This is a genomic window from Clostridium hydrogeniformans DSM 21757, assembly GCF_000686705.1.
Classification (GTDB): Bacteria; Bacillota; Clostridia; order Clostridiales; family Clostridiaceae; genus Clostridium_Z; species Clostridium_Z hydrogeniformans.
In genome coordinates, this window is the sequence record NZ_KK366004.1 from 131,426 (window position 1) to 145,764 (window position 14,339).

Here is a 14,339-nt window from a genome sequence, read left to right on the forward strand (position 1 = left end):
GAGTGGTAAAGTATGAAATATGAAGTAGTTAATTTAGAAGAAAAGACATTGGTGGGGATAGGAGTAAGAACCACCAATGAAAATATGAAGGCTATGGAAGACATAGGAATAGTATGGGGAAGATTCATAGGAGAAGATATAATAGGAAATATTAAAAATAGAGTAAATGAAATGGCCATAGGATTATACACAGAATATGAAGGAGATTTTACAAAACCTTATAAATTCTATGCAGGAGTAGAGGTAGAAGAAGCTCAGGACTTAGACTTAAATGAGAGGTTAGATGTAAAGACTATTCATGGTGGAAAGTATGCTAAATTTACCGTAAAAGGACACATGCAACAGGCTGTAGGAGAAGCGTGGGGAAAGATATGGGAAATGGATTTAGATAGAAAGTATGATTGTGATTTTGAAGTATATCATAATGACTCAGAGGACATGAATAATCAAACCATAGATATTTATATAGCATTAAAATAATAAAGGTAAGTAGTATGTGGTAAAGTACATGTACTACTTACCTTTGTTTTAGCAACATTTTAGAACAGTGTTGAAAATTTATGAATTAAGAGAAGTCCACAAAACCATATACTTTTAATTCATTTTTTCGAAAGATTACGTATTTTAAGTTAAGAAAAACTTATTCTAATAATCTGTAATAATATTAATTATTCATGTGTCTTTTTCTCAATGGGAATCCATATTTCACAAAAGCAGTCTGTTTTAATATCTTCTGAGTATAATTCAAAATCAGTATCATCAATCATGATATACTCTGAACCGGGAAGAAATTCTGAAAAAATCTTACTCCATGTTTCACCTATGCAATCCCCAGTTTCACCAATACATTTAAAAACGGCCCATAATGTAGGGGTTACCTCCCATATAGTATATCCTTCTGGTACACTACCACCGGTATATTCCATACATATACCATAGTCAAAGTGTGTGCTCTCTTTTGATATTGGGGCACAAGATCCGTAAATATCATGATTACTAGCATTTTGTTTTAAAACATCAAATGTACCATTTTCACCACATTCTTTCCAAAAGTCTGGAATTTCAGTATTTCCCTCTTCTGAAATTGATTCATTTCTAAAATTTGCAACTTTAGCCAACAATTTAAACTTTTCTCGTTTTTCGATTCTATAGTCCATAACAGTACCACCTTCCAATTTTATTTTAATGAGAAGGCGATTAAATGATTTTAATTTCATACCTGCACGCCTAGCTACATTGGGTGGAATGCCGTGAAATCTGGTAAATGCCTTTGTAAAACTTTCTGGTGAATCATACCCATATTTTAAAGCAATATCAATTACTTTTGAAGCAGACATAGAGATTTCTTGACCAGCCATAGATAATCTTCTATTCCTAATATACTCATTTGCTGTAATGCCAGTGACTAAACTAAACGTCCTATGAAAATGATAGTTTGACATGAAAACATGATTTGCAACATCTTCATAGGTAATCCTTTCTAATATATGCTCTTCTATAAAATCGATTGCTCTCTGCAAGTTTTGAATAAAATCCATTTTTCTCACCTCCATGTAAAAATTGTACTAAAATATAACTGTTATTTCCTATCCTAGCTTGCTTTCATTTGTCTATATAGAAATATATAAATATTATTTCGTATAAATTTACTATTGTGTTACAACTATAGTTTGAGTATATATGTTAATTATAGTATTATTTCCAATATGATGTATATAGATAAACAAATATCAGTTCTCTTTATTTAAAGTCTATTATCTTTCTACATAGGAGAAGATATAATAGGAACTATTAAGAATAGAGTAAATGAAATGGCCATAGGATTATACACAGAATATGAAGGAGATTTTACAAAACCTTACAAATTCTATGCAGGAGTAGAGGTAGAAGAAGCTCAGGACTTAAATGAGGGATTAGAGGTAAAGACTATTCATGGTGGAAAGTATGATTGTGATTTTGAAGTATATCATAATGACTAAGAGGACATGAATAATCAAACCATAGATATTTATATAGCATTAAAATAATAGAAGAGAGGTAGCATTATTAAATTATCTTTGAGTTAATTGGTTTTATTCTTATATCATGAGTAAATTTATCTGGTGGTTAGGAGCTGTAATACCCACATCCTATAAAGGGAGGTGATAACAGTTGCGGCAACCCTAGATTAACTAATCTAACCTTTAGATGGTGGAAAGAACACCATCTGAAGGAAGATTCCTTCTATAAAAGCCATAAAAACAATACTTCTAACATAATGTATATGTATAGTATATTAGATTAAAAAGTCCAGCAATAAATTTGCTGGACTTTAGTTATTTCTAATTATTAAAAAGTGTTGCTATAAACTTAAATTAGTTTATTAGATAAACTTAAAATTTATTTAACTCTTTTGAACATTGGATGATTTTCATTGAATTCAACCAAGTCCCATAAGTTTCCATATAAATCTTTAAATACTGCAACCGTTCCATAATCCTGTTCTTTAGGTTCTCTAACAAATTCTATTCCTATTTTTCTCATTTCATTATAATCACGCCAAAAATCATCAGTTCCTAAGAAAAGAAAAACTCTTCCCCCTGCTTGATTTCCTATGAAAGGCTCTTGTTCTGGCTTAGATGCTCTTGCAAGTAATATTGTTGTTCCATTTGAACCAGGTGGAGATACTACCACCCATCTTTTTTCTTGCTCAGGTTGATATGTATCTTCTACTAATGTAAAATGAAGTTTCTTTGTGTAAAACTCGATTGCTTCATCATAGTCTTTTACCACTAAAGCAATATGTACAACTGATTGAATCATTATTTTTCCCCCTTATTGTAGTAAAATTAATACGCTAATTAACTAACAGATAAATTACTATTTATATTACTCAAATTTAAATTTCTATTTATATTATCTATTATACCTTAATTTATACAATGTTATAATTGTTTACATATGGCGGCGTAATGAACCTTAAGTTCATTATTTTTTCATTCAGTCCTTTTAATTTTTCTTTTCGAACTTGTTATGATAGTGTGTTTCTTATTATCAAAGGATATTTGGAGGGATAAGCTCTATATAATGGACTTTAAAGAAAGAGAAATAATATTTATTTAGCTATATACATTATATTGGAAATAATACTATAATTAACATATGATTGTGACACAATAGTAATATGATGTAAACTTTTTTATAATATAGGGAGGATAAAAGAAATGTTGGATGGTATTTTTAAAGACACAATGGCAAACATGAAGTGGACAGATATTCAAAATTACGTTGACAAAAATGCAATTGTATTGCTTCCATTAGGTGTTATAGAAGAACATGGTCCACAATTATGTTTAGGTACGGATATTTATACTTCTCATATATACTGCCTATCTATAAAAGAAAAACTTGAAGAAAAGGGACATACAGTTGTTATTGCACCGCCTTTTTATTGGGGAGTTTGCCAATCAACAGGTGGCTTTATAGGTTCTTTTAATATACGAAAAGAGACTGCAAGAGCATTAATTTCAGATATTTTAGTATCACTATGTGAGTTTGGTTTCAATAATATTTTTGGTGTTAATGCACATGGAGATATTGATCATAATATTGCTATAATGGAAGCATTTAGGGAAGTTCATGAACAAAAGCATATCAATGTTTGTTATACTTTTGATGAGAGTAGGTTTTCAAACTTTGGACTGGGATTGAATGAGCCTTATTTATGTCCAATAAAACCACAAAGAATTAATGTAAGTAAGGCAGAGGTCTCTGATGTTCATGGTGGAGATATTGAAACTGCTATGATATATGAGTTTTATCCAACTCTAGTTGATGTTGAAAAAGCCAAGTCTTTACCTGCCATTGCTTTAGATGAAAGTAATGGGGACGCATGGTTATGGGGAGGTCATATAAAAGAGCTTTCATCCCAAGGGTATCTAGGTTCTCCTGCTGACTTTGAACATGTTGAAGTTCAAAAAAATGTTGATGATTATGCTTATAGGATATCTGAAGCAATACTAAGACGAATAGTATAGTAAGAATACTAAGGTAAGTTATTTCTTATTATTTTTAAATTACAAAATAAAACCCCAACAATTTTATTTGTTGGGGTTTTTATTAACACAATATACTATACATATATAGTCTGCTAAAAGTTTTATGTTTTATATCCATAATAAATATTACTACTTAAAAATTAACTTCTGTAATCCTTAAGTTTATGAATTATATTGAGAAAGGTTATATATAACTTAACCTTAAAGATGTATAAATATTTTTGATAATCACATAAATATAGTATTTAACCTAGAGTAAGTAAGAAATAATAATTTTTTAAATTTGACACTAAAGCAACTTTAGAACTATAATAGTTACTAAGGGTAACTACTAATATATAAGCTGGAATTGGAGAAAAGTTTTGGATAAAATAATTAATTTGTTAAAAAAATTTAATTTTACTGAGTCAGAATCTAAGGTATATATTGCCTTATTAAAAAATGGGTTAGGAACAGGATATGAAATAAGTAAAAATTCATCAGTGCCAAGATCAAAGGTATATAACATAATAGAAACCCTTATTGGAAAAGGGTGCATAGTAGTGTGTAAAGAGACTACTCCTTTAAAGTATAGTGCAGTGCCTATAGAGGAATTTATAGATAATATAAAAAATAATGTAAATAAAGATTTAGAAGAGGTTAAAAAAGAACTTGTAAGTTATAATACAACAATGGATCTTGATAGTATGTGGCATATAAATGGTTATGACAATATATTTAATAAATGCAGACATTTACTTAAAGAAGCTAAAAAGGAAGTATTTATCCAGATTTGGAAGGAGGATATTCATAATTTATATGAGGAATTAAAGATTATAGAAGACACCTTAGATAAGGTAATTATAATTCTTTATAGTCTAGATGGAAATTATGAGGTTGGACTCAAAAATTATTATAACCATGGATTTGAAAAAGATAAGCTTAAAGAAAGTGGAGGAAGATGGATAAGTATTGTAGCGGATTCTAAGGAAGTAGTTTTTGGACATATACAAAATGAAAAAAATGCAGAAGTTGTATGGACTCAAAGCACTCCTATGATTTTTCTTGCTAAGGAGAACATTATCCATGATGCTTATTGTTTAAAAATAATTGAAACTTTTGGAGAAGATGCAAAAGATAAGTTTGGAGAAGAATTACAGGGCATAAGAGAAGTTTTTAAAAGGTTCAATCATAGTTAATAGTAAACTATAAGGGTTATATTAAAACCCTATATTATTTATTTAAATAGCTTATTATTTTTAGGGTGATTAGGAGAATGTATCACTTATAAGAATATATTTGAATTTAAAGATTAAATTATTTTATAAATTAAATAAATATTATACTAGAGAAATATACTGGAGGGATAGAATATGTTAATTTTAAACAAAGAAGATATAAAAAGTGTATTTACAATGAAGGAAGCTATTGAGGCTGATAAAGAGGCTCTAAGAATATATTCAGAAGGAAAGAGTATTACCCCTTTAAGGGTAAATATAGATATTAAAAAAGAGCAAGGACAAAGCTTATTTATGCCATCTTATGTAGAAGATTTAGATGCTACTGGAATAAAGATAGTTTCTGTTTTTCCAAAGAATATAGAAAAAGGAAAGCCTTCAGTTCCAGCTCAGATGATTTTATTAGATGGAACTACTGGAGAGGTAGTGGCTATAATGGATGGAACATATTTAACTCAATTAAGAACAGGAGCAGTTCAAGGGGCAGCTACAGACATACTTTCAAGAGAAGATTCTAAAATTGGGGTTTTATTTGGAACAGGAGGGCAGGCAGCTACCCAGCTTGAGGCAATGATGTGTACAAGAAATTTAGAAGAGGTTAGGGTATTTGATATAAATATTGAAAGAGCAGAAGCTTTTGTAGAAAATATGAGAAAGGAATTATCTAACTATAATACTAAGTTAATAGCAGTAAAAGATGGAAATGAAGCAGTAAGGGATGCAGATATTATAACTGTAGTTACCACGTCAAAGAAACCAGTTTTTGATGGAAGCTTAGTTAAAAAAGGAGTTCATATTAATGGGGTAGGAGCATACACTAGAGAAATGCAAGAACTTCATGAGGTATTAATTACAGATGCTGATAAGATATATTTTGATACTAAAGAAGGTGTACTTAGTGAGGCTGGAGACTTTATAATTCCTATGGAAAAAGGCTTAGTTTCAGAAAAAGATTTTACTGGAGAGCTGGGAGAAGTTATTCTTAAGAAAATAAAGGGTAGGGAAAACGAAAATGAAATTACATTATTTAAAACTGTAGGAGTAGCAGTTTTAGATGTAGTTACTGCCCATAAAATATATAAAAAGGCTTTAGAAAATAATGTAGGAACTAAGGTGGAAATATAATTTAATATTAATAGAAAAATATTGAATAAAGAATTTGAGTATAAAACCTAAGAAGATAATTTGCTTTTTAAATTATCTTCTTAGGTTTTTATTAAGTTATGAAAGATAGATATGATTGACTAATAATACCTAAGATTTAACTACTAAAATAGATTAAGTTAGAAATTTGTTAATATTAATAAGGGAGTCTTAGACTAAGAGTATATATTAGGGTATAGAGTATATATTAGGGTATAGAGTATATATTAGGGTATAGAGTATATAAATAAAATCACCTTATAATTTCAATATAATGGTTTATTTGGATTTTACTATATGATAATATGAGAATATATTAAATGTACATTAAATATTGAAAGGAGGATAGATTTAGTGAGAGTTAGGCACTTATAATGCCTTCCTCATTAAAGATAAATTATGAGAAAAGTTTCAAGGGAAATGGTAGATAATATTTACAACTGGATATTAGATAATGGAAGAAAATTAGAGGTGGAGAGATTTAAGTATCAATTTAAGCAAGGGAAAGTAAATGATGTATTAAATGAACTTAGTAATTATAAGAATGAAGATGGAGGTTTTGGTCATGGAATAGAATCAGACTGCTGGACACCATACTCATCACCATTAGCTTCTTCAGTAGCATGTAAAATATTATGGGAAATAGGATTTAAAGAAAACCATAAAGTTATTGAAGATTCATTAGGATATTTTGAAAATAATAAATTTAATATGGAAAATGGAACATGGCAAACTGTAATAGAGGAAAATAATAATTATCCTCATGCTCCTTGGTGGAGCTATAGTGAGGAGGGAGATAACACTTGGGGATTTAATCCATCCATAGATATAGCCTCCTTTATGTTCTACCATAGTCATGAAGGTTCAAAGGCAAGAGAAATAGCAAACCTATCATTAAAAAAGGCAGAAGATAATTTATTAAACTCAAAAGAGATGAATTTCCATGAACTAATATGTTATATAAACGGAATAACTTTAATTAAAGACTCAAAAAAACAGGCTAATGTTGATATGAAAAATATGGAAGAGAAGATTGTAGAACTTGTTAGGAGTTCTATGTGTTTGGATAAGTCAAAATGGGGCAAAGAATATGTGGCTGAACCTTTGGATTTTATAGACTGCATTAATGGGGAGCATATTCTTTTATACCCTTATTTTAAGGAGGCTATAATGGAGAATTCACAGGTTTTAATAGAAAACCTTCATAATAATATATGGGATATTACTTGGAATTGGGGAGAAAGTTATAATGACAGCTTCCAGATAGCGAGAAATCACTGGAGGGGAGTGCTTGCTGTTCAAAGACTTATAAAATTAAAGAGACTAGGATTAATAGAGTAATACATATGTAAATAAGTATGTAAATATTTTGTAATTTAAAATAGAATAAAAAATATTATAATTCCTATAGACTAATGAGTATGTAAATAATTAGTTTATAGGGATTTTTTATAGGATAATAAAGTTATTTTATTTAATCTGTCATTAGTATATTCAAAAATCTAGGGGGAGTATTTATGGAAAAAGATAAGTATGTAGAGGGAATAAAAGAGCTTAGAGCTTTGATTAAATCAGGTAAATACAATAAGTGTCCTTGTCCTAAAGTAAAATGTGAGTGGCATGGAAACTGTTTTGAGTGTGTTATGATACATAGGGTTAGACAAGAACATGTGCCTAATTGTATGCAACCTATGCTACAAAAGAAAATTAAAGAAATTGCAAAGATAGCAGAAATGGTAGCGGAACCAAAGCCACTTACACCAGGAGAATATTGGGATTATGTAAGAGAAGTTGCTCCAAAAGAAGAAGATTAGAAAAAATATATTTACAAATAAAAACAAAAATGGTAGTGTATATAATTAAATGCGATGAAAAGGAAAGTACCTTTAAAAATACTTTTACAGAGAGCTTTGGAGGATGAGAAGAAGCAAAGGATATTAAAGGGAAAATGGCCTTGGAGCGGTGCACCGAAACTAATACAGTTAGGCTGCAACGGGTTCACCCGTTATAGTGATAGAGTATAATCACATTTGTGACGTACTTAATGAGGTTTATATGGCAACATATAAGTAAAATAGGATGGTAACAGTAAGCTTTGGCTCTCCTTCCTAAGATTTTGGTCTTAGGAAGGAGAGCTTTTAATCTTACATTACATTTTTTTATCTCTTATGGCATAAAGGTTTGTACCAATTACTCCAACTAGGATTATTAGCCCTCCAAGAATATGAAAATACTCTAGTTTTTCATTTAGAAATATTATTCCTGAAATAACAGTTATTAAAGTTGCAAAATTACTAAAGACACTAACCTCTGCTGCTCCTATTTTAAATAGGGAATAGTTAGAAAGTAATGATGCTATAAGGGAAGAGATTAGTCCTAAGTAAAGTATTGAAACTAAAAACATAGAATTAGTTAGAGGGTTAAAATAAGTACTTACAGTACCAGATATAATATGATTGGTAAGGTTTAGAAAATTAAAACTTATAAACCCTACAAAGGTAATCATATAGGTTAAATCTAATGGTTTATATTTTCTAGTTGTTTTTCTTGCTAATATATTATAAATAGCAGAGGAGATTGTAGATAGAAGAATTAGTAAACAGCCTTTAAGGCTAGAAACATTGAAGCTTGTACCTTTCATAAAGAAAATATATATTACGCCTAAGGTAGAGAGGAAAAGAAATGACTTTTGAAACCTACTACAATTTTCTTTTAAGATAAATTTTGATAGTACCATTGTGAATATTGGGAGTGTTGCTTGTATAATACCAGCCTCAGAGGATGATATATATACTAATCCTAGAGCTTGAAAGGTGAAAAATATTACTGGATAAAATAATGCAACAGGAATAATATTAATAATATCTTTTACTTTTATATCTAATTTAACCCATCCAAAAATCATAGGTATAGATGCAAATATTATTGATACTGTGAATCTATGAGCAAGAATATCAAGTGGCGTTGTTATAGATAAGGTAATTTTTACAAATAAAAATGATAATCCTATTATAAAAGCATACAATGTTGCTGAAATATAAGCTAGTGTACTTTCTTTTTTCATATGATTAACCTCCTAATAATTTTAAATTCTAAAATAATATTGAACATACTTATATATTACTTAAGAGGAAACAATGGTACAATAGAAAGAAACTGTAACTATACCGGTATAGTTATTACTGTAGAGGTGTGCTATGTACAAATATTTAGATATATTAAATAAAATTGAAGACTTAATTTATAAGGATGTACATAAGGCAGGAGAGAAGCTTCCATCCATAAAAAAGCTCAGTGAACATTATAAGTGTAATAAGAGTACTGTAATAAGAGCCTTAGAAGAGTTAGAAAAGAATCATATGATTTATTCAATACCTAAAAGTGGGTATTATGTTGTTAAAAACAAAAATGTATTAACAGTAGATAGCAAAAATAATTCTATTTGGGATTTTGTATCTTCATCACCAGACCCTAATATTTTTCCATATATAGATTTTCAACACTGTATTAACAAGGCTATTGATATATATAAGAATGATTTATTTATATATGGGACTCCCAAAGGCCTTCCATCATTGATTAAGGTTGTAAAAAAGCAATTGGAAGATTATCAGGTCTTTGCAAAGGAAGAGAATATATGTATTACATCGGGAGTACAGCAAAGCTTAGCTATACTAACATCTATGTCCTTTAAAAATAATAAAAAAACTATTTTAATAGAGCAGCCTAGTTATCATTTATTTATTAATTATTTAGAGACTCATAATATACCTGTAAAGGGAATTAAAAGAGATGATAGGGGCATAGATTTAATGGAATTAGAAGATATATTTAAAAGTGGAGAGGTAAAGTTTTTCTATACTATGCCAAGGTTTCATAATCCTTTAGGAACATCTTATTCAGAGAAAGAGAAAAAGGCAATTGCAGCATTAGGAAAAAAGTATGATGTATATATTGTGGAGGATGATTATTTGGCTGATTTAGAGTCAAACTCAAAGGCAGATCCTATATATTCCTATGATTCTTCAGGTCATGTTATTTATATGAAAAGTTATTCTAAAATAATATTTCCAGGACTTAGGGTAGGGGTTGCAGTATTACCTAAAAATCTAGTTGAAGATTTTAGTAAACACAAAATATTGATGGATGTAGATACATCAATGCTTTCTCAAGGAGCTCTAGAAATTTATATAAAAAGTGGAATGTTTCATAGGCATAAAGAAAAAATTAAGGAATCCTATTTAAGAAGAAGTAGGAATTTATCATCTGCATTAAGAAGCAATATGGCATGTTCAAAAAATGTAATTGGATATACAGAAATAAAAAATCCATGTATTCATAGATGTATAACTATAGATAATAAAATAAATAGTAACAGAATTATAAATAGCTTAAAAAAGAAATCAATTTTAGTGAGTTCACCTAATGATAACTATATAACTGGATTTCAAAAAGAAAATCTTCTTAAAGTAAATGTTTCTAATGTAAAAGAGGAAAAGATTGAAGAAGGAATCAATATTATATTTAAAGAAATAGAAATGTAACCATAAAATATATAAATACAGTAGGTATTGGTTATCATATTATATAGGAAGATAGAATTATATTATAGTCCAAAATAATAGGAATAAACTTCATATAAATAATTAAATTGCAAATAAAGTAAGGTTTTATGGAGAAAAAAAGGAATTTAATTCAATTAAATTCATAAAAATTGGAAATTTACATTTTAATAACATGACCATGGAAAAGTCAGTAATATGAAGCTTTCTCGACTAATATAAGGGCAAAACTTGTTGGTATCTGATTTACATAAATTACAACATTTTACTATAATTCTAACCTGGGGTATAATCAACATGTCTTCATTGAGAGCTATTATAGATATAGCAAATATCTATAATAGTTTTTTATTTTATAGAGGAGGGAATGTTTTGGACACTAATATAAAACTTCGTCAAGAAGTTTATAGGAATGATGCATTAAAGATTATCGACTGGTTAGATGATAGTGAGGTTACTAAATACTTAAATGAAAAAGATGGAATTAGTAAGAGTGTTAGTAATGTAATTGAAAGCGTTAATATGCCTATATTAACTCACTTATTTAATCAGAATGGAAGTTTTTTTATAATATTAGATAATAACGATCCAATAGGATTTTTAAGACTTGTCCATAAAGGAAGTAAGGCAGAAATGGTTTTAGCCATTGGAGATAGAGAAAAATGGGGAAAGGGTCTAGGACCTACAGCTATTAAGGAAGGATTAAAAACAGCCTTTTTTAATTGGAGAGTAGATGAAGTTATTGCAAAAATCAACTTTAAAAATCATAGATCTAAAAAAGCTTTTACTAAGGTTGGGTTTGAAGAAGATATTAAGCTGCAAAGAGAAATGCAATATTCTATGTCTTGGAAGAACTTCATAGCTTTAGCTGCATAGAATAGAAAATATTATAATATTTACAATAAAATAAAACAATGATATAATCCTATAAAATAAAGTAAGCTTAATTTTTTTTATAGTTCAATAAACTAGATTAAGTCTTAATTAATGAGATAACCTTACAATTCTTATTTCCATAAATACATGGATTAAGTAATAGAATTGTAAGGTTATTTAATAAATAGGAAAGAAGTGATTAGATTGGGGCAAAGGAATATAAGTTAACTGGTTCTGTAACTCTTCAAATTTACCAGAGAAGCACTAATATTATTCATTAAAAGTATAGTTTAAGTAATATTAGCATAGTGAAATAAACAATTTAAAAGCTTGTTTATAATTAATAGTGTAGTATCTCTAAATGAATTTTATTTAGAAGATTTAACTAGACAATAAATAAGCTTATTTAAAAGTTTTTAGCTATGACTTAAATAAAGGAGAATGATATTATGTGTAATGAAGAGAAGGTTTTAAACTTTATAGATAGAATTATAGGAGAAGAATTAGAAGAGGGTATAGTAAAAGAGGTTCATACAAGGTTTCCACCAGAGCCTAATGGATACCTTCATATAGGAAGTGTTTATGCCATTAATGTAAGCCATTCTTTAGCAAAAAAGCATAAGGGTAAATTTAACTTAAGATTTGATGATACTAATCCAGCTAAAGAGGATGTAGAATATGAAAGGTCAATAATAGAAGATATGGATTGGCTTGGGGTTGACTATGGAAAAGAACCTTATTATGGTTCTGATTATAGTGAAAGCATATTTAATTATGCTAAGTATTTAATTAATAAGGGAAAAGCTTATGTTTGTGACTTATCCCCAGAGGAAATTAGAGAATACAAAGGAAGCTTAACTACAAAAGGAAAAGATAGTCCTTTTAGAAATAGATCCATAGAAGAAAACTTAGATCTTTTTAACAGAATGAAAGATGGTGAGTTTAAAGAGGGAGAAAGAGTCTTAAGGGCAAAAATAGATATGGAAAGCCCTAATATAAGTCTTAGAGATCCTGTTATATATAGAATACTTCATTTAAGTCATTATAGGACAGGAGATAAGTGGTGTATATATCCTATGTATGATTTTGCTCATCCTATTCAAGATTATATAGAAGGAATAACTCATTCCTTATGTTCAGATGAATTTAAAAATCATAGACCATTGTATGAATGGGTGTTAAAGGAATTAGATTTAAAGGGAAGTATCCCAAGACAAATAGAGTTTGGAAGAATGAACTTAAGTGGAGTTGTTACAAGTAAAAGATATCTTAAACAATTAGTTTTTAATGGATATGTTGATGGATGGGATGATCCAAGACTACCGACCTTAAAGGGATTAAGAAGAAGGGGATATACTAAAGAATCCATTTTTAGTTTTTTAAATGAAATTGGAGTATCTAAAATAGAGAATACTTTTAATGTAAGCATTCTTGAAAATTCCCTAAGACAAGATTTAAAGGATAAAGTTAAAGGGATAATGGCAATTATTAATCCACTAAAGGTTGTAATAACTAATTTAGATGAAGATCATTTAGAGTATTTAGATGCTGAAAATAATACAGGTAACAAGTCTTTAGGAAGCAGAAAAATGCCTTTTACAAGGGAATTATATATAGAAAGAGAAGATTTTAGTGATAATCCACCTAAGGGATATAAAAGATTGGTTTTAGGTGGAGAGGTAAGGTTAAAACATGGATATTTTATAAAATGCAATGAAGTTATAAAAGATAATCATGGAGAGGTAGTAGAGCTTAGATGTACCTATGACCCAGAAACTAAAAGTGGTAGTGGATTTACAGCACGTAAGGTAAAGGGGACTATTCACTGGGTGAGTAAGGATAAATCTATTCCATGTAAAGTGAAACTATATGAAGATTTATTTTTAGAGGAACCTTCTGAAGAAAATCTTTTTGAGAGTATCAATAAAAAATCTTTAAAAGTAATAGAAAATGCCTTTATTGAACCAGCAGTGAAAGAATTAATAAATGAAGAAAGATTTCAATTTATAAGACATGGATATTTTATTTTAGATAATAAGGACTCTAAGGTAGATAGCCTTGTATTTAATAGGATTGTAAGTTTAAAGTCTTCTTATAACAAATAGTATAAGGTAATATTTATAAAGCATTATAGAATTTAAATTAATTAATTCTATAGTGCTTATATTATTGTTTTTAATTATTAAAATTGTTTTAGAAAATAATTTTTTATAATCAAAAGATTTTAAGATTATTTTTAAAAACTAGTTCATATCTTGAAAAAACTTTTTCAAATCTTTCTTTTTATGATCAGATAGATTATGCCATCTTATACCTTCAATAGCTCCTTCAAGAGCACAAAGCATATTATAACAAGCGCTTTCATCTATATTTTTTATTTTTAAAAATGCTTCTTTACTCCCCAATTTTTTCAAGTCATCTGGAGTTTTCACTCTAGCCTCTATTAGTTTCTTTTCTAGTATAGGTCCTATATTAGGTAGGTTACTTAACTTTTCCAAATGTAT

Annotated in this window: 14 protein-coding genes and 1 other annotated feature; of the genes, 10 read left to right on the top strand and 4 right to left on the bottom strand. The window is 28.7% G+C overall.

The window, feature by feature from the left end:
• Positions 1-12 precede the first annotated feature (12 nt).
• Entirely contained in the window at positions 13-480 is a 468-nt protein-coding gene (locus tag BR69_RS0113820) for a GyrI-like domain-containing protein (protein ID WP_027633701.1), read from the top strand.
• Positions 481-668: 188 nt separating this feature from the next.
• On the opposite strand, the gene BR69_RS0113825 is transcribed toward BR69_RS0113820, so the two are convergent.
• Positions 669-1,538: an AraC family transcriptional regulator gene (locus BR69_RS0113825; RefSeq protein ID WP_027633702.1), complete on the bottom strand. Its 870-nt coding sequence runs from the start codon at positions 1,536-1,538 to the stop codon at positions 669-671.
• 252 nt (positions 1,539-1,790) lie between these two features.
• Here BR69_RS0113825 and BR69_RS21725 point away from each other — a divergent pair, with 252 nt between their 5' ends.
• Positions 1,791-1,979 carry an effector binding domain-containing protein gene (locus tag BR69_RS21725; RefSeq protein ID WP_278246104.1) on the top strand — a complete coding sequence of 63 codons (189 nt, stop codon included), beginning with the start codon at positions 1,791-1,793 and terminating at the stop codon, positions 1,977-1,979.
• A gap of 400 nt (positions 1,980-2,379) precedes the next feature.
• Here the strand turns inward: BR69_RS21725 and BR69_RS0113835 are convergent, their stop codons facing one another.
• Positions 2,380-2,802, bottom strand: a complete 423-nt coding sequence (locus BR69_RS0113835) for a VOC family protein (RefSeq protein ID WP_027633703.1) — start codon at positions 2,800-2,802, stop codon at positions 2,380-2,382.
• A gap of 401 nt (positions 2,803-3,203) precedes the next feature.
• Between BR69_RS0113835 and BR69_RS20590 the strand changes: the two genes are divergently transcribed.
• From BR69_RS20590 to BR69_RS20595, 5 genes are all read left to right on the top strand, one after another.
• Complete coding sequence (locus tag BR69_RS20590; protein WP_051623626.1) at positions 3,204-4,016, top strand: creatininase family protein; 813 nt, start codon at positions 3,204-3,206, stop codon at positions 4,014-4,016.
• A gap of 383 nt (positions 4,017-4,399) precedes the next feature.
• The gene (locus BR69_RS0113845) at positions 4,400-5,215 is read left to right on the top strand and encodes a TrmB family transcriptional regulator (protein WP_027633704.1); all 816 of its coding nucleotides are present in this window, start codon (positions 4,400-4,402) and stop codon (positions 5,213-5,215) included.
• 174 nt (positions 5,216-5,389) lie between these two features.
• Positions 5,390-6,379 carry an ornithine cyclodeaminase family protein gene (locus tag BR69_RS0113850; protein WP_027633705.1) on the top strand — a complete coding sequence of 330 codons (990 nt, stop codon included), beginning with the start codon at positions 5,390-5,392 and terminating at the stop codon, positions 6,377-6,379.
• A 417-nt stretch (positions 6,380-6,796) separates the two neighbouring features.
• Positions 6,797-7,738, top strand: coding sequence for a hypothetical protein (locus BR69_RS0113855; RefSeq protein ID WP_027633706.1), 942 nt, complete (start codon positions 6,797-6,799; stop codon positions 7,736-7,738).
• Positions 7,739-7,914: 176 nt separating this feature from the next.
• Positions 7,915-8,211 carry a hypothetical protein gene (locus tag BR69_RS20595; RefSeq protein WP_051623627.1) on the top strand — a complete coding sequence of 99 codons (297 nt, stop codon included), beginning with the start codon at positions 7,915-7,917 and terminating at the stop codon, positions 8,209-8,211.
• Positions 8,212-8,256: 45 nt separating this feature from the next.
• Positions 8,257-8,510: a binding site (T-box leader), on the top strand.
• A 36-nt stretch (positions 8,511-8,546) separates the two neighbouring features.
• Here the strand turns inward: BR69_RS20595 and BR69_RS0113865 are convergent.
• On the bottom strand, positions 8,547-9,461 hold the full coding sequence (locus BR69_RS0113865) for a DMT family transporter (protein ID WP_027633707.1): 915 nt from the start codon (positions 9,459-9,461) through the stop codon (positions 8,547-8,549).
• A gap of 133 nt (positions 9,462-9,594) precedes the next feature.
• Here BR69_RS0113865 and BR69_RS0113870 point away from each other — a divergent pair, with 133 nt between their 5' ends.
• The 3 genes from BR69_RS0113870 (at position 9,595) to BR69_RS0113880 (ending at position 13,940) form a co-directional block, all read left to right on the top strand.
• Positions 9,595-10,941, top strand: a complete 1,347-nt coding sequence (locus BR69_RS0113870; protein WP_027633708.1) for an aminotransferase-like domain-containing protein — start codon at positions 9,595-9,597, stop codon at positions 10,939-10,941.
• 390 nt (positions 10,942-11,331) lie between these two features.
• Entirely contained in the window at positions 11,332-11,835 is a 504-nt protein-coding gene (locus BR69_RS0113875; protein ID WP_027633709.1) for a GNAT family N-acetyltransferase, read from the top strand.
• Between the two features lie 449 nt (positions 11,836-12,284).
• The gene (locus BR69_RS0113880; RefSeq protein ID WP_027633710.1) at positions 12,285-13,940 is read left to right on the top strand and encodes a glutamine--tRNA ligase/YqeY domain fusion protein; all 1,656 of its coding nucleotides are present in this window, start codon (positions 12,285-12,287) and stop codon (positions 13,938-13,940) included.
• Positions 13,941-14,078: 138 nt separating this feature from the next.
• Here the strand turns inward: BR69_RS0113880 and BR69_RS0113885 are convergent, their stop codons facing one another.
• The gene (locus BR69_RS0113885; protein WP_027633711.1) at positions 14,079-14,333 is read right to left on the bottom strand and encodes a TfoX/Sxy family protein; all 255 of its coding nucleotides are present in this window, start codon (positions 14,331-14,333) and stop codon (positions 14,079-14,081) included.
• Positions 14,334-14,339: the final 6 nt, after the last annotated feature.

Bases quoted from the DNA above. Each gene is read 5' to 3' on its own strand.
- BR69_RS0113820 (WP_027633701.1), top strand. From the start codon at position 13: ATGAAATATGAAGTAGTTAATTTAGAAGAAAAGACATTGGTGGGGATA.
- BR69_RS0113825 (WP_027633702.1), bottom strand. From the start codon at position 1,538: ATGGATTTTATTCAAAACTTGCAGAGAGCAATCGATTTTATAGAAGAG.
- BR69_RS0113835 (WP_027633703.1), bottom strand. From the start codon at position 2,802: ATGATTCAATCAGTTGTACATATTGCTTTAGTGGTAAAAGACTATGAT.
- BR69_RS20590 (WP_051623626.1), top strand. From the start codon at position 3,204: ATGTTGGATGGTATTTTTAAAGACACAATGGCAAACATGAAGTGGACA.
- BR69_RS0113850 (WP_027633705.1), top strand. From the start codon at position 5,390: ATGTTAATTTTAAACAAAGAAGATATAAAAAGTGTATTTACAATGAAG.
- BR69_RS0113855 (WP_027633706.1), top strand. From the start codon at position 6,797: ATGAGAAAAGTTTCAAGGGAAATGGTAGATAATATTTACAACTGGATA.
- BR69_RS20595 (WP_051623627.1), top strand. From the start codon at position 7,915: ATGGAAAAAGATAAGTATGTAGAGGGAATAAAAGAGCTTAGAGCTTTG.
- BR69_RS0113865 (WP_027633707.1), bottom strand. From the start codon at position 9,461: ATGAAAAAAGAAAGTACACTAGCTTATATTTCAGCAACATTGTATGCT.
- BR69_RS0113870 (WP_027633708.1), top strand. From the start codon at position 9,595: ATGTACAAATATTTAGATATATTAAATAAAATTGAAGACTTAATTTAT.
- BR69_RS0113880 (WP_027633710.1), top strand. From the start codon at position 12,285: ATGTGTAATGAAGAGAAGGTTTTAAACTTTATAGATAGAATTATAGGA.